16 protein-coding genes and 1 pseudogene are annotated in these 20,909 nt (G+C 41.6%); 14 read left to right on the top strand and 3 right to left on the bottom strand.

The window, feature by feature from the left end; genetic code table 11:
- Nucleotides 1-82 precede the first annotated feature (82 nt).
- Nucleotides 83-472: a holo-ACP synthase gene (acpS, locus tag AC50YO_RS07645; protein WP_494845422.1), complete on the top strand. Its 390-nt coding sequence runs from the start codon at nucleotides 83-85 to the stop codon at nucleotides 470-472.
- 208 nt (nucleotides 473-680) lie between these two features.
- Here the strand turns inward: acpS and AC50YO_RS07640 are convergent, their stop codons facing one another.
- Complete coding sequence (locus AC50YO_RS07640) at nucleotides 681-1,850, bottom strand: MFS transporter (RefSeq protein WP_494845418.1); 1,170 nt, start codon at nucleotides 1,848-1,850, stop codon at nucleotides 681-683.
- A gap of 71 nt (nucleotides 1,851-1,921) precedes the next feature.
- Complete coding sequence (locus AC50YO_RS07635) at nucleotides 1,922-2,233, bottom strand: ArsR/SmtB family transcription factor (RefSeq protein ID WP_494846414.1); 312 nt, start codon at nucleotides 2,231-2,233, stop codon at nucleotides 1,922-1,924.
- 323 nt (nucleotides 2,234-2,556) lie between these two features.
- Between AC50YO_RS07635 and AC50YO_RS07630 the strand changes: the two are divergent.
- The 4 genes and pseudogenes from AC50YO_RS07630 to AC50YO_RS07615 all read left to right on the top strand — a co-directional run.
- Nucleotides 2,557-2,631, top strand: a pseudogene (locus AC50YO_RS07630) (transcriptional regulator); the annotation flags it as partial.
- A gap of 187 nt (nucleotides 2,632-2,818) precedes the next feature.
- A complete protein-coding gene (locus AC50YO_RS07625) occupies nucleotides 2,819-4,558 on the top strand; it encodes an ABC-F family ATP-binding cassette domain-containing protein (protein ID WP_494845413.1) in 1,740 nt (579 codons plus the stop codon).
- Between the two features lie 787 nt (nucleotides 4,559-5,345).
- Nucleotides 5,346-7,319: a helix-turn-helix domain-containing protein gene (locus AC50YO_RS07620; RefSeq protein ID WP_494845411.1), complete on the top strand. Its 1,974-nt coding sequence runs from the start codon at nucleotides 5,346-5,348 to the stop codon at nucleotides 7,317-7,319.
- A gap of 392 nt (nucleotides 7,320-7,711) precedes the next feature.
- Nucleotides 7,712-9,028, top strand: a complete 1,317-nt coding sequence (locus AC50YO_RS07615; protein WP_494845409.1) for an MFS transporter — start codon at nucleotides 7,712-7,714, stop codon at nucleotides 9,026-9,028.
- A 424-nt stretch (nucleotides 9,029-9,452) separates the two neighbouring features.
- Here the strand turns inward: AC50YO_RS07615 and AC50YO_RS07610 are convergent, their stop codons facing one another.
- Nucleotides 9,453-10,814: a hypothetical protein gene (locus AC50YO_RS07610; protein WP_494845407.1), complete on the bottom strand. Its 1,362-nt coding sequence runs from the start codon at nucleotides 10,812-10,814 to the stop codon at nucleotides 9,453-9,455.
- 409 nt (nucleotides 10,815-11,223) lie between these two features.
- Here AC50YO_RS07610 and pnuC point away from each other — a divergent pair, with 409 nt between their 5' ends.
- The 9 genes from pnuC (at nucleotide 11,224) to AC50YO_RS07565 (ending at nucleotide 20,844) form a co-directional block, all read left to right on the top strand.
- On the top strand, nucleotides 11,224-11,901 hold the full coding sequence (gene pnuC / locus AC50YO_RS07605; RefSeq protein WP_494845404.1) for a nicotinamide riboside transporter PnuC: 678 nt from the start codon (nucleotides 11,224-11,226) through the stop codon (nucleotides 11,899-11,901).
- Nucleotides 11,898-12,908, top strand: coding sequence for an AAA family ATPase (locus AC50YO_RS07600; protein ID WP_494846412.1), 1,011 nt, complete (start codon nucleotides 11,898-11,900; stop codon nucleotides 12,906-12,908). Before pnuC ends, AC50YO_RS07600 begins: the two co-directional genes overlap by 4 nt.
- 26 nt (nucleotides 12,909-12,934) lie before the next feature.
- Nucleotides 12,935-13,825, top strand: coding sequence for an NUDIX hydrolase (locus AC50YO_RS07595; RefSeq protein ID WP_494845402.1), 891 nt, complete (start codon nucleotides 12,935-12,937; stop codon nucleotides 13,823-13,825).
- Nucleotides 13,825-14,376, top strand: coding sequence for a riboflavin biosynthesis intermediates N-glycosidase (gene ybiA / locus AC50YO_RS07590; RefSeq protein WP_494845398.1), 552 nt, complete (start codon nucleotides 13,825-13,827; stop codon nucleotides 14,374-14,376). The genes AC50YO_RS07595 and ybiA overlap by 1 nt, the downstream gene beginning before the upstream one ends.
- A 179-nt stretch (nucleotides 14,377-14,555) precedes the next feature.
- Complete coding sequence (locus AC50YO_RS07585) at nucleotides 14,556-16,058, top strand: leucine-rich repeat domain-containing protein (RefSeq protein WP_494845394.1); 1,503 nt, start codon at nucleotides 14,556-14,558, stop codon at nucleotides 16,056-16,058.
- Between the two features lie 300 nt (nucleotides 16,059-16,358).
- A complete protein-coding gene (locus AC50YO_RS07580) occupies nucleotides 16,359-17,102 on the top strand; it encodes a DUF4230 domain-containing protein (RefSeq protein ID WP_494845392.1) in 744 nt (247 codons plus the stop codon).
- Nucleotides 17,103-17,178: 76 nt separating this feature from the next.
- A complete protein-coding gene (locus tag AC50YO_RS07575) occupies nucleotides 17,179-17,847 on the top strand; it encodes a DNA alkylation repair protein (RefSeq protein ID WP_494845390.1) in 669 nt (222 codons plus the stop codon).
- A 286-nt stretch (nucleotides 17,848-18,133) separates the two neighbouring features.
- A complete protein-coding gene (locus AC50YO_RS07570; protein ID WP_494845388.1) occupies nucleotides 18,134-20,293 on the top strand; it encodes a sensor domain-containing diguanylate cyclase in 2,160 nt (719 codons plus the stop codon).
- 137 nt (nucleotides 20,294-20,430) lie between these two features.
- Nucleotides 20,431-20,844: a hypothetical protein gene (locus AC50YO_RS07565; RefSeq protein WP_494845383.1), complete on the top strand. Its 414-nt coding sequence runs from the start codon at nucleotides 20,431-20,433 to the stop codon at nucleotides 20,842-20,844.
- Nucleotides 20,845-20,909 lie beyond the last annotated feature (65 nt).

Below are 20,909 nucleotides of genomic sequence, written 5' to 3'. Positions count from 1 at the left end.
CTGTGGCAGGGCAGCAAAAGGGCAGCAGCCAATTATACATATGAACATTTCGGCTAATTCTAGTGATAAAGGAGGTAGAACGATGATTGAAGGGATCGGTCACGATATAACGGATATGGAACGAATGGAGAAACTGCTCAATGGGAAAGTGGGAAAGAAGTTTCTTGAGCGAGTGTTGACGATAGGAGAACAGGAGCTTGCCGGAGAATACTCGGGAAAACGGCTTGTTCAATTCACTTCCGGGCGCTTCGCAGCCAAGGAGGCTGTCGTGAAGGCGCTAGGCTGCGGGATCGGCAATAAGGTGGGCTTTAGCGACATTGAGATATTAAGGGATGAATACGGCAAGCCGGAATGTCTATTATCTGCACAAGCATGGAGGCGCCTGGAGCGGGAGCCCGCTCGCATTCACGTAACGATTACTCATGATCGTGCCATTGCTTCTGCATTTGTTATTGTTGAGCGTGCGGAGTGAAGATAAATCGGGGGGAACCGTATCATAAGTGACGGCGAAAAATAATGTTCACTGGTATAGATTTTGTGAAATTCCCCCTAAAAAAATGCAAGTAGCCAAAACAGTAAGTACTTTACGCTCTGATCTGGGGGATTTATTATAGTTGGAAGGAGGGCGGAGAGGAAGATAGCCCCCAAAACCAGAAACTACTGAATAAGAAGGAGCTTGGTCAGTCCATGTCTAGACCATTTGATTTGGAAATGGCTATTTTTACTATGATCAACAAGAAAGCAAGCAATGCAAACATAATGCCGCACCAGATGAGCTGATGTGTACCAGACTGAGAAATAAACCAGCCGCCGATCGAGGCCCCTACCGTAATGCCAACATTGGAAAATGAAACAAACAAGCTGTTGCCGAATTCGGGAGCTTCTTTCGCCTCGGTCATCAACAAGGCTTGACTGACAATAAGCCCCCCGGAATGCACGGCCCCCCAAATGAATACGATGACCGCCATCGGCAAGATATACGAACCGAGAAAATAAGTGAATAAGTAAATGACCGCATATACCAGAGGAAACAGGATGACGGTCTTGGTCATGCTTTTGTGCAAAAAGCCCCCAAACAAAAAGTTTCCAGCAATCATGGCGACGCCAAAGGCCATCAGCATAATGCTAATCCATGATCCGTTCATATGGGTGACTTGTCCAAGATATTCGGCAAAGTAGCTATACACTGAAAACATAGATGCAAAGATAAGAACAACAGTTACGATCGTTAACCACAATTGAGGTTTGCGCAAGATGCCAAGCTGCTTGCCAAAAGACATTTTTTCCTTAACAGGCATAGAAGGAAACCAGGCAAGTATCCCTATAAAGGCAACCATGCTAACAACAGCACCAAACAGGAAAGCAGCTTCCAACGAAATTTTTTCGCCGAGATAAGAGGTCAACGGCACGCCAAAAGCGAATCCGACGGTTATTCCGGCAAAAACCTTAGTGACGGCTTTGCTGCTCTTTTCAGGAGGAACAAGGCTGGCCGCGGTCACAAGAGCAATTGAAAAAAAGACAGGATGAAAAATAGCAGGGACAATCCGGAAAGCAAGCATGACTTCGAACTTGGTTGTGTAAGCATAGACAATATTAGAGATGGCAAACATAAGAATAGCGGTTAACAAAATGACTTTACGATTAATGCCGGAAGCGAGTAAGGTCAGGAATGGGCCTGAAAGGGCAACGATTAAAGCAAATATACTTACAAGATACCCAGCTTGAGAGAGCGATATGTGAAATTTTTGAGTGACTTGGGGAAGAACACCTATAATACCCATTTCCGTTGTAATAATGCCAAATACACCTAAAGCCAGAAAAATGATAAGTGAAGAGTGAAACTTTTTCATAAAAAAATATGCCTCCATTAATATTCATATATAGAATTGTAGATATGAGAAACGAAAAAAACTCCTTTCGGCTATAGTTTACTTTGGACGTACTCGGAAAATTGCTTAATGGTCTTTTCGTTTCGGCGGTAATACGTCCATTTTCCGATTCGCTCGGACTCCAATAAACCAGCTTTTTGCATGGTGGCTAAATAGTTTGAGATAACAGACTGGGCAAGTCCCGATTTTGCCTGAATATCTCCTACGCATACACCAATGCGAAAGTTAAGACCCTGTTGCAAATAGAGCTTTTCATCAAAAAATTCCTCTGGGTTCTTCAGCCATTGCATAATTTGACAACGCATCTCGTTAGACAAAGCTTTATAAATCAATAAAGGTTCCATATCCATCATTATATCTACTTTTCTAGATTTGTAAAGATGAGCAGCTTTGTTTAGGAGCCGTGCGGCGCTCTCACTCCATAAAGATACAACTAATATCACATTAAACTAATAGTAAAATCTGATTTTGAGATAGAAAATTTCAAATGACTACTCCCAGTTTCGAGAGAACTTGATCTATTTCATCAAAATGTTCTTTGTCGCTTGAAGCATAAATCAAATTAAACTATCGTCATTCTTCATTACCGTTATGATGCTGTCTTCGTAATTCCCATAAAATTCGATACCGATCCAATGTCGAAAGGAGAAACCTTTGTTTTTAAAGAAGGCTGGACACGTTAAAGGGTATTGCTGCGAACGACTATATTATTGCCGTCAACGAAGCGGTAAATCACAAGATGAGAGGTCGTTTATGCTTACTTACCTTTATCTGCTATGAAACACAGGCAAATCCCGGAATCAGAGGAGATACAAATATATTGAAGTTGCTTGTAAACAGTGTTACTCTTACAACGGTAAACTCTGAACCTATGCTCTATAATACTTTCAATAATAGTCGCAAATTTAGTTATTCAGAAAGGTAATACGATGATAAAAGTTGAAAACTTATCCTTCTCATTTCCACAAAAAGAACTATATAAAAACATTTCATTTACGTTAGAAGAGGCACAGCATTGCGCTTTTATTGGAACAAGCGGCAGTGGGAAAAGTACGCTGATCGATATACTGATGGATCCAGAAAGATATTTGTTCGAAGGCAAGTTAGAGATAGATCCAACCTGTACAATTGGGTATGTAAGTCAGTTCTCCCAACTAGACAGAATGGAAGAAACAACCGTTTTTGAATACATCGGAGAAAAATTTATTAAGCTGCAACATGAAATACAATCGATTTGTACGGAAATGGAAACATCATCGGATATTGAACCGTTACTCGAAAAGTATCAATTCGCTTTAGACGCATTGGATGCAATGGGTGGAGATGATTTTGAAAGTACCATTCATAAGCAACTTAATTTAGCAAACCTTATGAAGCGTAGAGATCTAAGGGTATCCGACCTGAGCGGTGGGGAATTCAAGCTTGTTCAAGTCATGAAGGAAATGCTTAATCGTCCCGACCTCATGATTATGGACGAGCCGGATGTATTTTTAGATTTCGAAAACTTAAATGCGCTTAAAAAACTTATTAATTCCCACAAAGGAATGCTGCTAGTTGTTACGCACAACCGATATCTATTGAATCATTGTTTCAACAAAATTATTCACCTTGAAAACGCTGAGATCCAAGAGTTTGATGGGCGATATATTGAGTATAACTTCTCATTACTTCAGACAAAAATTGAGTTGCAAGAAATCGCAGTCGCTGAACAAGAAGAAATTGAGAGATACGATAACATCATCGATAATCTTAGAGTGATTGCAACTATTAATTCAGAAGCCTCTAGAGGTAGAGCTTTAAAAGCTAGAGTAAGGTTTCAAGAGAGATTGGAAGCGCGTAGAATTAAAGCGCCATTTGTTGATATTAAGCAACCGGACATCAGTTTTGATATTGATCATGAGATTGAAGACACCATTGTTGTAAATGTCAATAATTATAGTGTTTCCTTTGATGAGCTGCTGTTAGACAATGTTAGCTTTGAGATAAAATCTACAGATAAAGTAGCCATTATCGGTCCAAACGGTACCGGGAAAACGACTTTACTCCGAGATATCTTTAACAATAATCATGATTCCATTGAAATTCATGCGGATGTTAAAGTGGCCTATTTATCACAGCTTCAAGACGAAGTGCTAAAGGATTCTAATACAATATTAGAAGAATTCATCGATGCTGGGTTTAGCACGTATGATGAGGTTAGATCATATCTTTCACACTATGGCTTTGAAGGCACAATCGTTGATCAGAAGATAGCATCTTTATCGGGTGGAGAAAAAAATATTCTTCAATTGGCTAAAGTTTCTGCTAGTAAAGCGAACGTATTGCTTCTTGATGAACCGATAAGCCATTTAGACACCTATACACAAATCGCATTGGAGAATGCCATCGCAGATTATAAAGGTGCGATTCTCATGATATCTCATGATTTCTATTCTGTTGTAAATGGTATGGATTATGTATTAATCATTGACAATAAGACGATTAGAAAAATGACTATGAAGAAATTTAAACAGATGATTTATGCGAGACATTTTGATAAAAACTATTTAGAAGCGGAACAAAATAAAAAAGCAGTTGAAATGAAAATAGAATTGGCTTTAAAAGATACTAATTTTGAACTTGCAAAAGTATTAGTTGATGAGCTAGAAGAGCTGATTAAGTTGCTATAAACTAAAACCCTCTCCTGATGATGGTCGAAAAGTATCCATACAAAAAGACACTGATGAATAGAAATCTCGGTGTCTTTTTTGTGTATTAATTTTCCAATTGCTCAGTATTTAATTGTAGATATTTTCAGTAATGATATTGAATCTTAATCTACAGCATTCAGATTGCATCAAATAGTAATGAAAATTAGGAAGGAGCGTAATTTCTACCTTATTCAAGCAGTAGTAACGATAAAACAAATATTCTATTGCGTATTGTGAATAACATAATGAATGATGCAGCAGTTGTACGCTTTAAATACGCTCTAGCCTTTTCATGCCATGTCATTTAAAGGTGCTGTACGAATGAAACGCTAAGGGATGCTAGTGCGGGAGAGCTCGCAGTATCCAAAGCGATAATTATTAGGGTAGGAGAAAGGGGCATGTTGATGGAAAGGTCAGGTCTTAGTCCAGGAAAGAACGATCGGTATGGTAAGCGTCGGCGGGACGGTGAATGTGACGATTATTATCGGGAGTGAGCGCGCAGAGTCTTACATAAGTGACAGAGATAAATTTTGAAATGAATTTGGAGTGTCTCGAAATACCAGTACCTTGAGCCGTAAAAGACAGTACTCGCGACTCAGTGTCGCGATGATACGGAAACTTCTAGGTTATATGTTCAACCATGAATACCTGCTGGTAACCTATCGTTATTTCCCGTTGTAAATGAGAAGTGTTATCAATTATAATGGAAGAACTAAGGGATACACAGAGCGGATTGGCTAAAGCTGGAATTGGGGAGGGTGAGTAAATGAATCTGGATGAACATATAAAATTATGGGATCAGGCTGTTATTAAAATATGGGATATACGCCATGTCATCATGGATTCAGGGGAGCTGCTGGAGCATTATTTGCTGCCTTCAAGCTGCTTCATTTATAGTGTGCGCGGCAAGGGATATTTGAAGCTGGACAGCAAAGAGCATGAGGCCCAGCGGTTTCATGTGCTGCATGGCGGTAAGGGCATGCGGCTAGATGTGTGGGCGGAGGAGGAGTTTGAATATTATTTGCTCTTGTACCGGGCGGTGTATGCTGTGCCGCGCAATAAGGAGCTAGCGAGGCTGATGGATCGGCATCAACCATTTGTGCTGCAATATGGTTTTCAGCCCCAAGAGCCGCTGCCATTGCTTCGTCCGCTAGATCTGATTCAGGAAGCATGGAAAAACGCAGATGATCTGGAGCGCATTCAGATCAAGGCGCTATTTTATCAATTCATCCATGAGCTTCATCGGCAAATGAGGATGCAGGACATTATAGTAAGCAAGCCGGACCTTGTAACGCAGGCGATTCGCTATATAGAGAGTCATTTTCAGGAGGCCATTACGCTGGAGCTGCTTGGGGAGAAGCTGAATTATAGTCCCCGGCATCTGTCGATGCGCTTTAAAGAACATACCGGAGCAAGCTCGATCCAGTATTTAATTCAAATTCGGGTGAAGCGTGCTGCCGAGCTGCTCATGGGTACGGATGCGACACTCAATGAAATCGGCCGTGAGGTTGGCTATGCGGATGTGTATTACTTCAGCCGGATTTTCAAAAAGCAGACAGGCTTATCTCCAGTTCGGTTTCAAGAGCGAGAACGCAAGAAGCGGCTTTCCGAAGATCGTCCATTCATCTTATCTGGAATATCCATTGGAACGAGCAAGCTGCGGCAATATACTGATTATGATAATCATTATCAGTATATAAATGGAGGGTCTGTTCGAATGAAAAGAATTACAAAGCCTAGTCTTGCTATTAGCTTGTTGCTCGTGTTAACCCTATTGTTAGGTGCCTGCTCATCAGGTGCTGCGAATACGAGCCCGAATGCCGGCACTTCTGCTTCACCAAGCAATGCGACGGAATCAGCATCGCCCGCTCAGAACGATGGAGGCCAAGCTTCGCCTGGGAAAGCAGCAACACGCATCGTCAGCACAGAGAAAGGCGATGTGGAAGTGCCTGCCGAGCCGAAGCGGGTTGTGGTGCTGTATATGCTTGGTGATGTGGTGGCAATGGGCGTGAATCCAATCGGTGTTTCTGATGTATACGAAGGGGCTGCATTCGAGCAGGATCTTGCGGGCATTCAAACACTCGGCAAATGGTTCGAGCCGAATCCAGAGGCGGTACTTGCGCTTGATCCCGATTTGATTATTACACCTTCTGAGGAGACGTATAACATGCTGCGTAATATTGCTCCGACTGTTTTTATTGAGCCATTTGATAATGAGACGACAGAATCACGAATGAATATGCTGGGCAAAGTGTTCAATAAGGAACAGGAAGTAAATACGCTGTTGGAAAATTTCAATAAGAAGGTGGAAGAGAGTAAGGAGAAGCTGAAGGCAGCAGGCATTTATGACAAGACAGTTTCCATTATTGAAGGCGGTCATAAGGAAATGTCTATTGTCGCCAGCAAGCAGTTTGGCCGAGGCTCGCAAATTATTTATGAATACCTTGGAATGAAGGCTCCGAAGGTGATTCAAGAAATAATCGAGACAGAGACAGGAAGCAACAAGGTCGTATCCATGGAAGTGCTGCCGGAGCATATGGGCGATTATATATTCCGCTCCTCCTATATTGGGATGGATAATCTGTCTGAAAGCTCGGTGTGGAACAACATACCGGCTGTAAAAGAAGGACGCTTTTACGAGATCGAATTTGGGCTTGCGTATTACAGCGATATTTATTCGCTGGACAAGCAGCTTGATTTTGTTATGGAGAAGCTGCTGGAAGGTACACCGAAAGCATAAGCTGAATGTACAAAGTAAAATATAATAGTTTATTAGACAGCTTGCTAGGCATGAGGGCGGTATTGTACCGCACTCATGCCTTTTTTTAATTTTATGTTTGGGGAAGGGCCAGAAAGGAGCCTCATGTATTTTTAAGACTTATACGCAAATATACGGATAGCATAGAGGAGTTTTAAATTCAACTTATAGAGGATAGTTTTTTTTGTAAATTTAGTAAAGTTCATATTGTTGACACATTATCCTCGAAGAGTTATTGTTGTTACATAAAATAACTTGGTTATTAAAAGTTTATTTTACCATGTAAGCTGTGTTTTTTCTAAAAATTAACTAATGCACGGGAGGGCAAACGGCAAATAGAGCAGGCGATATTTATTTTGTTGATATTCTCAAAGATGAAACACAGTATGAAAATAAAATGCGAATATGCGAATCGGGGACACATCATGAGTCAGTCAAAGAAAAAGATTCACTATGCTTGGTGGGTATTAGTAGGGTTAATCGTAATGGTCGGAGCTGCTAAAGGCGGCATTATGACTACGGGGGGGTTATTTTTAACTCCAGTTACAGAAGATTTAGGTATTGGAATGGGCAGCTTAACCTTGTACTTTAGCATATCATCCATTACAACCATGTTTGCCTTGCCAATTGCAGGCAGGATGATCGCGAAATATAATATTAGGATGCTTTTAGTAGCCGCTGTTATTCTAGAGGCAGGCTCCTTTGCGATGTTTGGGTTCATGAACTCCGTATGGGGCTGGTATCTGTTTGCTATCCCAATGGCAGTGGGGTCGGTATTAGTTACTCAATTGGCAGGCCCTGTACTGATTAATAATTGGTTTAAAAAGCATAGAGGCTTAGCTTTGGGGATTATGGTCGCAGCCGGCGGTTTAATAGGAGCATTCCTGCAACCGGTTGCAGGAAATTTAATTGCCAGCGAGGGTTGGAGAAATACGTACTTTATTCTAGGAATAGGCGTAATGGCGGTTGTTATACCCGTCGTATTATTAACGATTAGAATCGCACCGCAGCAAAAAGGCTTGCAGCCGTATGGCATGGATGAAATTAAGCCAAATGAAACGAATCAAAGGAATACAACAAATAGCGGAGTTACAGCTGCCGTAGCGAAAAAATCGAGTGCCTTTTATTTTTTAATCCTTTTCTTCTTATTTGATACTTCAATAGCTGCTTTTAACCAACATGTTGCGCCGTTCGCAATGGATTTGGGCTATGATATTAAGTTTGCAGGCAGTGCTATGGGGACTTGGTCGGCGGGTGTTGTAATTGGAGCGTTATTCTTCGGCTTCCTCAGTGATAAAACAGGAGTGAGGAATACAGGAATTTGCGCTATGCTTTTGGGGCTGATTCCAGTAGGGATTCTTATAACAGCTCCTGATAACCCATTGCTATTTACAATAGCTACTGGTCTATATGGATTTGTTGTTGCCTCTCTTGGCACATTAGGGCCACTTTTAACAACAGCACTATTCGGCAATAAAGAGTTTAGTCGAATTTATGGACTTGCAATTACGGGGTTAGCAGTTGCAGGTATTGTTGCGCTGCCTGCATACGGTTATATTTTTCAAATAACAGGCAGTTATACGTATGTGCTATATGGAATTTTTATAATGTTGATCTTGAATGTTGGAGCTATTATATTAGCGTTTAAAGGTAAACAGAAATTAGAAAAAGCAGGATTGTGGACTGAATAATACGGCAAAGTGTTTTAAGCAAAAGATAGGGAATATCCACACTGTGATTGCCTAAGTAATAATACGTAATGACATTTTAAGAAACCTCGAGTAATTCCTATTACGATGGACTGTATCACAAATAGGGGCTGTCCCAAAAATCATGAAGATGATTTTAGGACAGCCCCTTTCCTTCTTTTAAAGAAAGAACGGCTTAAAGCTCTTAGACCGTTCTCCATTAATGAACATATCTTCACTGTTGCTCCTTTTTACCTGTCTGAGCAATGAGATAGAGCAAATGTATTCATTAAATTGTACATGACATTCCTTCTCTAGCTTGGTAGCCCGCCTTTTGGGACAACCTCTGTACATTTTATTCGTAGCAACGTTTGCAATGATATGTTGATAAGTTCTCCAGTGGAGTGAGAGGCCCTGAGGCCTTCTGTCAGCGGCGTGCGTAACCGGCTGCCCGATCGGCTAGTTGCTGGCTGCGCTGCGCTGGAGTCACGTAGCTTGTATCGGACGGCAGGACACTGCTGAGGTTAGCGAGCTTCACGACCTGTGTCTGTACGGATGGTCCACCTGTTGCAGGCGTTGTATCCGGCAGGTTCTGCCAGCGAACCATGATTGTTCCCTCATGCAGGCCTGCAGGGTCAACCCAGTTGGCTACGCCCGGGTCTGTAACCGATACTACAAACGTATAGCTGCCGTCGGCATTCGACGCTGCTTGAACGTTGTTAAGGCTTGATTGATGGTTGATAGGATCTACGCTGACCATCCACGGGTCTGTAACTGGGAACACGACATAGCCTGCTCCTCCGGTTACTACCCTTGCGACTAACGCTTCGTCATCCGCCAGTTTGAAGTGGCCGAACGAACTGGCCTGCGTGACCAGCGTGCCTAGTGTGGATGAAGAGGTCGGATTTGACAGTGTGTTCACTGGATTGGTATGAGTTTTTATGCCTAAAGCTCCATAACCATAATCGATAATCGATTCCTGCAGATTCGCCCAGGCTTCGGCAGCAATGGTAAACCGATTCTTAGGCGTACGCTGGATGCCGTCGGGCAGCCGCTCTACCGTCAGTGCATCAGGCGTTTCAGTATTCCAATTGCCAAGGTTATTGCGGACGAACAACTGTACAGCCGCGCTCGTGGACTGGATATGGTTGGCACGTCCATTGGCTGGATTGCTGTCTACGGATATGATATAGCTGCCATCCGCATTCACTACTAGATCTTTACCGGATAAATAGGTGATGGTCTGCTGTGAATTAGGGTTGCTGATCAGCGAGAACGTTACATCGGTCGGTCCCGGAAACGTTCGTTTGCCACGTATGATGTATTGAGACGAGCCGTCAATCGGGATGGTACGGTAAATATTGTCCGGGTTATCATAAGAATATCGTCCTCCCGGCACGTTCAGACCAACCCAACTGCGCGGCGGGGTGTTTAACCAATATACCTTGGGGAAATACGGATCATTGTTGACTGCTTTCTGAATTGCGCTGAACGCGAGCTCGTTGATTGCGTTATCGAGACGGCTCTCCGCCTCTGTGCTTAATGGGCCGCCGTACGCGAGCTTGTACGCAGCCTTTGCTTGGGCCTTCAGCACAGGGTAATTGTTGGTCTGATTGATCTGAATGCTCAATGCATCCAACACCTGTTGATCCGTGGTCGCCAGCACCGACGTAGGCGCTTGAGCGTCCAGCGCCGTTACGGAGCTGAAGGAAGTCAAAATCAGCGCGCATACCCCCAGTTTGAGTAAACGTTGATGAAGCTTTTGATAAAAGTTCCTTTGTAGTTGCATTTTCATAGTCGTTAACATGCTCCCTCCAAATAAATTTTTACAAAGTTAAAAGAGGCATACTTTGTTAACCCACGTAATGGGTTTTCATCAGCATGCCTCTGGTTAACCAGTCGGATGTATTAATTTTACATAATTATAACAGATTTCCTTGCTTTAATTTATACTATTCCTATAAGTTTTGTCAACAAAATATTTGGATTACATTGTCAAGTTTCTATTACGGTCCTTGTTACGATCCACCTATATCCTTGACCTCTATCAGCCAGCTTAACAGAGAGAACATATTTTACTTGCAACTCAGGTGTCTTATAAGCTATATTTGTTAGTAACAAATTGTTATTATCAAATAATTACTAACAAACATCATGTGGTTAAGATTCAGAATTGGAAGGAAAGTGAGAGGATGAAAGTGAATAAAACATGGGGCGGCTGGAGTCTGTTTGAAATTGTTTGGTTAATTTTGTTTACCTCGATTGCTATCGGGTTTACGATTATTTCTAAAGATTCCTTATTCGGTTTTATAGTCTTTATTACCGGTGTGCTGTGTGTAGTGCTAGCAGCGAAAGGAAACCTGATGAGTTATGCTTTCGGAATGTTCAATACGGTCGGTTATGCGTATTTGGCTTACATTAATGGTTTATTTGGAGAGGTCATGCTGAATCTGATATTTTTTGTTCCTATGAATATCGTGGGCTTCTATATGTGGAGAAATAACCGGCAAGACGGCAAACTAACCATGCGTCAAATGGATCTAAAGTGGCTGTTCCTCGTAGGAGCGGTCTGCGTGGCAGGCAGTCTGCTTCTGGGAAGCGGGCTATCGTTTATCGCGGGACAGAACTCGCCTTATATCGATGCTGTTACGACGGTACTATCTATTGTGGCGACCCTTTTAATGGTTCGAAGATTCAAGGAGCAATGGCTGGTCTATATTGTTTTGAATATGTTCACGGTGCTTTTGTGGGTGATTCGGATGCTGGAAGGCAGTGGCGATGGATTGCTGATGATCGTCATGTGGAGTGCATATCTAGTTAACGCGGTATACGGTTACTACAATTGGAACAAAGGGGCAAGGGAGAGGATGGCATGAAGACGCTGGGGTTAACACTGGGGAAATTCGCGCCGTTGCATAAAGGACATCAATTCATGATCGAGACAGCGTTAGAAGAGGTCGACGAGTTGATTGTCGTCATTTACGAGACGACGGTGACCCCGATTCCGCTTCCTATCCGAGCGAACTGGATCCGTAAGCTCTACCCAACGGTCCGGGTGATTGAAGCTTGGGATGGTCCAGTTGGGTATTCGAACGACCGGGAATATGAAATCCGGGAGGAGCAGTATATTTTGGGGCTGCTTAAGGGCGAACAAGTGACGCATTTTTACTCCAGCGAGTTTTATGGTAAACATATGAGTGTGGCTTTAGGTGCGGAAGACCGACGGGTGGATGAAGCCCGTGAGCAAGTACCGATTTCTGCTACGATGGTCCGTTCCGACCCTTATAAATACCGCGAATTTGTAAGTAATGTTGTGTATAAAGATTTAATTGCCAAAGTGGTATTCGTGGGAGCGATGTCGACTGGCAAATCAACCATTACCGAAGCGCTGGCGCGGCGGTATCACACTACCTTTGCGAGCGAATATGGTCGTGATTATTGGACCGAGAATCAAATAGATCGGAGGATCGGCCTAGAAGCCTTCGATGAGATCGCTGTGGGCCATATCGAACGGGAAGAACAGGCTCTGCTGGAAGCTAATCGGTACCTCTTTGTCGATACCAATGCCATTACCACCTATATGTTTGCTTTGGATTACCATGGCCGGGCCCCTGAGCTCTTAACTCGACTTGCTTTAGAAAACGCGCAGCGCTACGATCTATTTTTCCTATGCGACGATGATATTCCTTACGACGATACATGGGACCGCAGCGGGGATCAGAAGCGGCATGTTTTTCATAAGCAGATCATTGCGGATTTGAAAGAGCGGCGGATTCCTTTTATCACGCTGCGTGGGAATGTAGAGGAACGAATGCACACAGTAGACGAGGTCTTGGGGAAATTTGAGCCATATCGGAACTACTTCGGAGAGCTGTACGGATAGAATATAGAACACAGGAGGCAGGACACTTGAATCTGTTGGATGGCGATGGACTTACGGAACGTGAATTTTTTGAGCAATATCGTGCTGAGGATTACGAGCGGCCTTCGGTGGCGGCGGATATGGTTATCTTCACCGTCACGAACACGGAGGCGGACAGCTACCGCAAGCTTCCAGAAAAAGAGCTGCGAATTTTGCTCATTCGCCGGGGAGGCCACCCGTTTATAGGGAAGTGGGCGCTTCCGGGCGGCTTCGTTCGGCCCAGCGAGACGACGGAGCAGGCGGCAGTGAGGGAGCTGCGAGAGGAAACCGGCGTGGAAGACGAATATTTGGAACAGCTGTACACCTTCAGTGATGTTGGAAGGGACCCTCGTACTTGGGTGATGAGCTGCAGCTACATGGCCTTAATTAACAGTGATCAGGTACAGCTCAAGGCAGGCGCTGACGCTGCGGGTGCTGCCTGGTTTAAGGTAACCTATCGGCTTCTGCGAGAGCGCAAAGAGCTTATTGATGATGGGTATGTAAAAACGTTGGAATACGAGCTCAAGCTAAGCAGCGAAGAGGCAGAGCTTACAGCAATTGTAGAGCGGACGATAACATCAAAGCCAGCCTCTACGTCTACCGCATACTCGATCGTATCAAATGAAGGACTGGCTTTCGATCATGCGAAGATTATTGCTTACGCGATTGAGCGGATGCGGGGAAAAGTAAATTATTCCGCTATTGCGCTGCACTTGATGCCGCAGCTTTTTACTCTGACGGAACTCCAGCAGGTGTACGAGGTAATCTTGGACAAAGAGCTGCTGAAAGCCGCCTTCAGGCGTAAAGTGGCAGATCTCGTGGCAGAGACCGATCTTTATACGGAAAATGCGGGACATCGTCCTTCCCGTTTGTACCGGAGAAATATGGAGGAATATTAATGATATATAATATTGAGCAGTTAAAAAAAGCATATATGAAAGGCGAAAAGTTCAAGTTTGTGTTCTTCTGGGGACATACACCGCCAAAGGATGACGTTGTCGACAAAAGCTGCTTCAGCCAATGGTGGATGAGCCCTTTCGTGATAGAGGGGATCGAGTATTCCTGTGGCGAGCAGTTTATGATGGCAGAGAAAGCAAGGCTGTTTGGAGATGATGAGGCGTTAGGTGCGATTCTTGAATCTAAGCATCCCAAAGAGATGAAAGCCTATGGGCGTGCAGTCAGAAATTTCGAGAAGGATATTTGGGACAACGAATGCTATAGCATTGTAAAAAGAGGCAACTTGGCAAAATTCTCGCAAAATACGAAGCTTGGCGAATATCTCAAGTTAACGAAAAATCGTATTCTCGTAGAAGCCAGCCCGCAAGATCGCATTTGGGGGATCGGCATGGATCAGTCCAATCCGGACGCGGAGAATCCCGTGAAATGGCAGGGCAAGAACCTACTCGGATTCGTGCTGACTGAAGTAAGGGATGAGCTGCTGCGGAAATAACACAATGACTGATTAGGTGCTGATTTAAATTCTCCCTACTTATTATGATGCGGTGAACTATACTACAAGTGATATGTAATTTTTGGGGATAAGAGGCACCCAGATATCCATATGTTCTGTTTATATTAAAAACCTGGGGGTAATATAAATATAATACAGTCAATGGAGGAACAGTCATTATGAACAAACGTATTACTGTAGGCTTTCTTTTTTTTGTATTTGTCCTAGGTTTGGTCCTTCCAGGACAAGCTTCAATGGAAGCGTCTAGCCAAGAACCGATCATTAAAGATGCAAAACTCGAACAAGCGATTAAATCATGGTTAGCTAAAACAGACGATGCACCACTTACCAAAGCGGATTTAGAATCTCTCACCGTTGTATCTCTAGCAGGTAAAGGAATTAAAGATTTGCAGGGATTAGAGCATGCGGTTAATGTCACGGAACTCAATTTAGACAATAATGAAATTACTGACCTAACACCGCTAAATAAACTTTCAAAGCTCCATGATCTCAGCCTCAAAGCAAATCAAATTACATCAATTGAGGACTTGTCAGCCTTGAAAGAGATGAAATATTTAGAGGTAAGCTGGAATCAGATTTCATCTTTGAATGTGGTGAAACAATTGCCGCGTCTAGTCGAGCTGGGCGCTGACCACAATCAAATTTCGGATGTTCAAGCTCTTTCTAATGCCTCGGAATTACAGTTTTTGAAAATGAGCGACAATGCCATAGCAAACATAGCCTCACTAGGCACCATAAAAAGTCTGACCTATCTTGATGTGTCTAACAATAAAATCAAAGATTTTTCGCAGCTGAGGACGCTCTCCAAAAGCCTTACGTATCTAGGGATTGATGGTAACCATATTACTAATCTTAAGATGCTAGAGGGATTTAACAACCTCGGAGGTCTCTCTGCTAACAGTAATAACATCGAGGATCTTACCCCTTTAGAGAAATTAGCTAACTTGTCTTCTTTGGACTTATCCTCCAATAAGATTAAAGATCTAGGGCCCTTAAAACAATTGAACAAGCTGGAAACCCTCTACTTGGATAACAACCAAGTATGGAATTTGGAACCGTTAAGAAATTTGAAAGCCTTAAAGATCCTACACTTGAACAACAACCGGGTCTGGGATTTGGAGCCGATCCAAAATAACAGCTATGATTTTCATTGGGATACGGGAGCGGAACGTTACGGACTGCAGTTGAACGATAACTACTTGGACTTAAGCGAGGGAACTCAAACTTATAAACTATTTAAAAAGCTGAATGCAGATCGTTCTGGCATTAAGTCTCAGATTAAATCGCAACGCTTCATTATTGGCAGCAAGAATGCCTTTTTGGGAGACAGCATCTACAGTATGACAGAAGCGCCATTCATTCAGACAGGCCGTACCTATGTGCCGGTTCGTTTCATATCTGAGAAACTTGGGGCAAAAGTAAATTGGAACGAGAGCTTGAAAGAGGTAACGATTCAAAAAGACGGTAAAACGATTCGTTGGCGTGTAGGGAATAAGCAAGTTAAGGTGAATCAACAAACCATAATGTTCGATGCTCCTTTATTGCAGAAAAATAACAGCGCATTCGTTCCTGTACGCTTTGTGTCGGAGCAGCTTAATACATCTGTTGAATATTTAGGCAGCAAAAAAATGGTCATTTTATTCAAGAATAAAACGCCATAATAGAATTCAATTTCAATAGTAAGATGATAGTACGATAGAGGGTATTCCAAAAGTCATAAAATGACAGGGGATACTCTCTTTTAATTTTCATTTATATCATTTTAGGTGGATGTTGTGTTTATATCTAAAGTACAATACAGTATAAAGATTCATATGCTCTTAATTATACAGACAATATTAAAATATTAAGAACTTAGACAAGGGAATATCCGTATAGTTATACTAATCGTAAAGGCAAGTAAACAGAATTAAGTTCTTACACAAGGTATTGTAAGAAGGCAAAATGCAAGGAGGGATACTATGAGTAAAAAAGATGAAGGATTGACACAATTTGAGAGAGCATTGAGAGAAATAAAGAAGGGTGCAGAAGAAAGTGCTGCTACTGCTGTAGTAGGACGGAGTAGAGGAAAAGCCAATTTCTCAGGAGCATTATTTAAGCCTGTTTTTAAATTATTGGGAAAAAAGTTTTTTTTATTTATATTGTTTCTCATAGCCATCATATCCGTAGTTGCTTGGTTACTCCCCGGAAGTTCACTTAAAAGGGAAAGTACAACATTTGTAGAGCAGGTCCAAGAATTAGCAACGCTTGCAACAGCCGAAGCCCATATAAAAGTAGTCGTTGAGGAAGAGGATAACAAGTTATTCGGAAAGGATATTCCGGTTAATTTTCCAGGCACAAAGAGAAAGGTATTATTAATTGTTCCTGCTACAGTGATTGCGGGAGTTGATCTTAAAGGGATAACATCAAACGATATAAGAGTTAACGATAAAGAAAAGCAGCTAGAAATCGTCCTGCCGCGAGCAACGTTTATACAGGAGCCTGCCATTCACATGGATAGTGTCAAAACCTTCTCAGAAAAAGGGCTGTTCCGAGGAGAAGTGAAATGGAAAGAAGGCTTTGATCTGGCAACACTAGCGCAGGGGGAGATCAAAGATGATGCGACTGAAATGGGCTTATTAGAATCAGCGGAACAGAATGCGGAGAAAGTCCTTACAGGTTTTTTTAGCAACCTTGGTTATACTGTGAAAATAACATTTAAATAGATGGGACAACTATAAGCTAGAAAATCTCATTGTAGATGTTTACGGTGAACGCAGCTTAATAGGGGAGTTGTGTCAAATGAATAAGAATAAAAGTGTAGAAATGAAACGCTCTTCAAAAGCAGAATACATTCTATCACAGATTAATAGTGAAACTAAGCTAGGCGACTTACGGAAAATCGCAAAGGAAATTAAAAAAGATCACGAGCTAGCTATGGAACTTTGGTCAACCGAGGAGTTTTTGCCCAGACTATTAGCAATTTTAATTATGGATAAAAAACTTCTTGCACAAGAAGTGCTAAGTAAGCTTGATAAGGATATGCAGACTCACACTTTTGATGAGCGAAATAACTTAATGGATTGGTTAATGGCTAATCAGCTCACCAAAGACAAGAAGACAATTGCATGGATGGAGTCATGGGAAAGCAGCCCTTCTGCTCTTCAAAGGCGAGTTTTTTGGTATTATCAAGCGCGACTGAGATGGACTGGACAAACACCGCCCGATAACACCGCAGATTTACTATCTTCAATAGAAGCTAATATTACGCAGGAAGAACCTGAAGTTCAATGGGCTATGAATTTCACGGCAGGCTGGATAGGCATTTATGATGAAAAGAATCGCGCGCGTTGTATTCAACTTGGTGAGAAAACGGGTCTATACAAAGACGAAATGGTATCAAAGGGCTGTACGCCCAATTATTTGCCGAAGTTCATTGCGATTGAAGTTAACAAACGAAATAATATTTAGTGACCCATAGAGGTTGATATAAAAAGGAATTCAAAGCTTTAATATGGAAAAAGGATCTGAAAGTAAGCTTTCAGATCCTTTTTTGCTTGGAGTGCAATCTCAGAACACTATAACACTTCCTAAATATTCATTATAATAGAGTGAATTAAGTTTATTTTTTACTCATAAAGTGGGTTGCGCATTTATAATTTATACAAAGGCAGGATGGTTATTATAAATAAAGCCATCTTTTTATTTGTACATCCTCGCTGCTCCCAGTGGGTAAAATTCCTTATTAAAAGTCAAGATGAATACAACTGAGAAACTAGGTGAAGATGAAATGTGGCTGGAGGAATTAAACAAAGAGCTGGGCAAGCTGAAGGATGATGAAAATTATATTATCAAAATATGCGAAAAAATAAGAGGAATTGAGTCTAAAATTGCAATAAAAGCCTATGAAGCAGCTATTAAATTTGTAAGGGAACATAATATGTTAACCTGTGCCTACCCGTGGATTCTTTATAATAAAGGTTGGTTATATTTTGATTCCACAGACTTTAAAGCTGCGACTACTCTTTATGAAGAGGCTTATCATATTTTCAAAGAGAATAACAATATAGATGGCCAATTGGCGACTAGCAGCGCTTTCGTAAGCGGTTATTCGGTGCAGCAAAAGCTTTCCAAAGCTATTGAGCATGGTATGGAGGGTATAGAATTAGCAGGAAAAGTGGGTAACTATGAGCGGCTAACTCAAATCAAAGGGAACCTTGCAGCGCTGTATATGGAAATTGATGAGTATGAAAAGGCAAAAGAGCTATTAGATCAGATTGTAAATACACCTCGTGTATATAGTAATGCTTTTAAAGTGGCCTGTTACATTAATCAAGCGGAATGCTGCAACAAATTGGGCGAGCTGGATCAGGCAATCGTGTATATTACGAAGGCGCTTGAGTTAGCAGAAGAATACACTCCCAAAATGGTGCCCAATGTCTTAAAAGAAATGGCTCATATATATGCAACTAAAGGGTGCTACGGTACAGCAGAACAATATTTCGTGAAGAGTGTAGAAATGGCGAAAGCGGCTGGAGCGCAGCTGTATCTTCAAGATGCACTATTGTACTGGGCAGAGCTGGATTTGGTACAAGGGCGATATCAGCAGACTGTTGATAAGCTGCAGCAAGTAGAAGAAGAGATAGAAAAGTCCAAATCTATAAGAAATTTAAATAAAGTGTATTTGAATATGAGCAAAGGCTTTAAAGGACTGGGAGATTATGAACAAGCCTATGCGTATTTAGAAAAGCATATGGCATTAGAAAAACAAATGCAGGCTATTCGCAGTGCCGAGAGTATGGAAATGCTGAATCGAAAAAGAGAAGAGGAAGAGGGGAAAATCTATAAGTTTCTCTATAATCAAACGGAAGCTTTGAATGGCGTAGGTCAGAACATCCTGTCTTACTTGGATAAGAAAAGCATCTTTAATATTGTTGCTAAGGAAATACAGGATTTAATCCAAGCGGATATTATTCAAATTGGCATTTATAACGAAGAGGAAGGGATCCTTTACAATGAGCTGTCTATTGAAAAGGGACAGCGCTTGGTCATCGGGCCTATGTCTATATTAGAAGATAGCTTCTGGGCATATAGTGTCAAGCACAAGCAGGATATCTTTATTAAGGATACGGAAAAAGAATATAGCCGTTATTTTGAGGATTTCAAGGAGTACTTAGAGAAGGTAAGGAAGAAAAAGGAGTATGTCATAGAGACCATACCTTATTCGCTAATTTTTGTGCCCATTATTCTGAAAGAAAAAGTGATAGGAGTGATAAGTGCTCAAGCTTATAAGAAAAACTTTTTTAATTTAAAAGATTTGAGCACAGTTAAGACCCTATCTAATTATCTGGGAATTGGGCTAGAGAATGCTAGGCTATATAGGGAAGTTGAATATGCATCCAAATACGATGTATTAACGAAAGTCTATAATCGAAAAGAGTTATTTGAAGAAACAACCCAAATGTACGAGCAGCTTAAAGAAAGCAAAGAAAATAGAACACTATGTATCCTGATGATTGATGTAGATAATTTCAAGCAAATAAATGATGTCTACGGTCATCAAGAAGGAGATAGGGTATTAGAGCGTGTGGCAGGTCTGATTCAGGCTAGTATAGGAGAGCAGGATAGGGTAGGCAGATATGGCGGAGAAGAGTTTATGGTAGGAATCCCCAATGAATCGTTGAAGCAATGTATTCATAAAGCAGAGATTATCCGACAAAATATTGTGAAGGCCATTATAACATCAGATTTAGGAATACATATACTTATTACCGTAAGTATCGGGGGAGCCAATCTTAAAACACGGAATTATACTTTAGAGCAAATAATTAATTATGCGGATAAAGAATTATTCAAAGCTAAAAACGCAGGAAAGAACAACGTATTTGTGTATCATCAGGAAAAAGATGCTAGATAGCAATTATTAATATCTTCATGGAACGCGTGTCAGATTTTGTTGTCTGCAACACGATTAGTACAATAAATAAGTTGCAATATTCAGATAATTATAGTATGTTGGTTTTCAACATTTATTGAAATAAAGAGGGGTTCATCATGAAAAACACCAGGTATAAGCACAAAATTTTTAGAGCATTTGAGTTTTTAATTGTGGGGCTGTTATTGCTAACGATCCTGGCAACCGCCAAAGAAATCGTGGTCATTATTATTAAAGAACTGAGTCAAGAGACGCTAGTTGAAAATTACAAGATCATCCTGTCCGAAATTTTACTGCTGGCTGTTGGAGTCGAGCTGGCTATCTTAATCATTAAGAGAGATATTTATTATGTTATTGATATTTTGATTCTCGCCATCGCCCGCAAAATGATCACATACGAGAGCAGCACAGACATCTTTGTGAGCATCATCTGTATTGTGATATTGCTGGCTACTATGGTTCTAAAAACGCGATTTCTGCCGCCTAACCCGAAGAAGCTCCAGAAGAGTGTGGAGGATGGAGCGACCGGTTAAGGAGAATAACATTATTATTTCATATAGAATAGGTACCCAATCAGGTGCTTTTTGATTTTGCCCCT

Source organism: Paenibacillus sp. J22P59, assembly GCF_059383895.1.
This window is presented reverse-complemented; position numbering and strand designations above follow the sequence as displayed.

Bases quoted from the DNA above. Each gene is read 5' to 3' on its own strand.
- AC50YO_RS07565 (WP_494845383.1), top strand. From the start codon at position 20,431: ATGAAAAACACCAGGTATAAGCACAAAATTTTTAGAGCATTTGAGTTT.
- AC50YO_RS07610 (WP_494845407.1), bottom strand. From the start codon at position 10,814: ATGCAACTACAAAGGAACTTTTATCAAAAGCTTCATCAACGTTTACTC.
- AC50YO_RS07635 (WP_494846414.1), bottom strand. From the start codon at position 2,233: ATGGAACCTTTATTGATTTATAAAGCTTTGTCTAACGAGATGCGTTGT.
- AC50YO_RS07640 (WP_494845418.1), bottom strand. From the start codon at position 1,850: ATGAAAAAGTTTCACTCTTCACTTATCATTTTTCTGGCTTTAGGTGTA.
- AC50YO_RS07625 (WP_494845413.1), top strand. From the start codon at position 2,819: ATGATAAAAGTTGAAAACTTATCCTTCTCATTTCCACAAAAAGAACTA.
- AC50YO_RS07580 (WP_494845392.1), top strand. From the start codon at position 16,359: ATGAGTAAAAAAGATGAAGGATTGACACAATTTGAGAGAGCATTGAGA.
- AC50YO_RS07620 (WP_494845411.1), top strand. From the start codon at position 5,346: ATGAATCTGGATGAACATATAAAATTATGGGATCAGGCTGTTATTAAA.
- AC50YO_RS07570 (WP_494845388.1), top strand. From the start codon at position 18,134: ATGAATACAACTGAGAAACTAGGTGAAGATGAAATGTGGCTGGAGGAA.
- AC50YO_RS07575 (WP_494845390.1), top strand. From the start codon at position 17,179: ATGAATAAGAATAAAAGTGTAGAAATGAAACGCTCTTCAAAAGCAGAA.
- AC50YO_RS07600 (WP_494846412.1), top strand. From the start codon at position 11,898: ATGAAGACGCTGGGGTTAACACTGGGGAAATTCGCGCCGTTGCATAAA.
- ybiA (WP_494845398.1), top strand. From the start codon at position 13,825: ATGATATATAATATTGAGCAGTTAAAAAAAGCATATATGAAAGGCGAA.
- AC50YO_RS07585 (WP_494845394.1), top strand. From the start codon at position 14,556: ATGAACAAACGTATTACTGTAGGCTTTCTTTTTTTTGTATTTGTCCTA.
- AC50YO_RS07615 (WP_494845409.1), top strand. From the start codon at position 7,712: ATGAAACACAGTATGAAAATAAAATGCGAATATGCGAATCGGGGACAC.
- acpS (WP_494845422.1), top strand. From the start codon at position 83: ATGATTGAAGGGATCGGTCACGATATAACGGATATGGAACGAATGGAG.